Consider the following 1012-nt stretch of genomic DNA (forward strand, 5'->3'; position numbering starts at 1 on the left):
CCTCTATCTGAATGATGCACCAACGACTGCTCTGTCCGACGGTGCTTTACCGCCCGGCGCAGTGCCTGTGCTACCGACTCGGTGTGAAGGCTTTCATGGACGTGATAGCCCACGATCTTTCGCGAAAAAGCATCCGTTACCAGGCTCAGATAGGCCACACCTTCCTGAGTGGGCAAATAGGTGATGTCAGCCACCCAGACTTGTTCCGGGCCGCTTGGAACAACCTGATCAGGACCTGGCTTGAGCAGGTTCGGGTGGCGGTGAAAGCGATGATGACTGTCGGTCGTCTTGTGATAAGACCGCTTGCGAGCTACCAATAAACGTCTTTCCCGCAGAATCGAAAACAGCCGGTCTCGACCCACTTGCAGTTCAAGTTGGGGCTGGCAATGCAGCAAGTAATGCAGCTTTCGGGTGCCCAAACGCGGCTGCCGCTGACGTTTTTGCTGAACGAAATCGGCAACCTTCTGATCCAGCCCCAGACGAGCAGCATCGGCGCGATTGCGTTTGTAGTAAGCCTGTCGGCTTATCCCCATGAATTGGCAAGCCCTGCTGATGCTCAGGTTTTTGATTCGTTTTTGCGCGAGGACTTGCCGGGACGCTTTTTTACGACAGAGAGACCGTAGTCATTCTTCAAGACATCCACGACCGCCTCGAAAAACTGCGCTTTCTGATTGGACAGAGCTAACTGCTCTTCAAGCTCTTTGATGCGTTGCTCTGGCGTTAATGGTCGGTTTTTGTCGGGCATAGACCCCATCCTCGGCGAGCCAATGTATCTGCCTGGGCTCCAATCCTGCCGACCGTGCTTGCGTAACCACGTCAGAACGGTCGTTTTGCCTTGAATCCCGTAGCGTTCCTGAGCCTCTTTATAACTCAGCTCGCCTTTTTCGACCTGATCGACGACCGACAATTTAAAGGTCAGCGTGTAGTCTCGCTGACTACGCCTTTTTGCTGGTTCCATTACGTCCTCCTGAAAAACAGATCAGAAGGTGTAAACCTTATTCAGGACGGGACA

1 pseudogene is annotated in these 1012 nt (G+C 53.4%); it reads right to left on the reverse strand.

Annotated elements, in window-relative coordinates:
• Positions 1 to 958, reverse strand: a pseudogene (locus tag AC07W4_RS27825) (IS3 family transposase); the annotation flags it as partial.
• Positions 959 to 1012 lie beyond the last annotated feature (54 nt).

The sequence above is a fragment of the Pseudomonas sp. GW821-FHT02A08 genome (genome assembly GCF_059422045.1).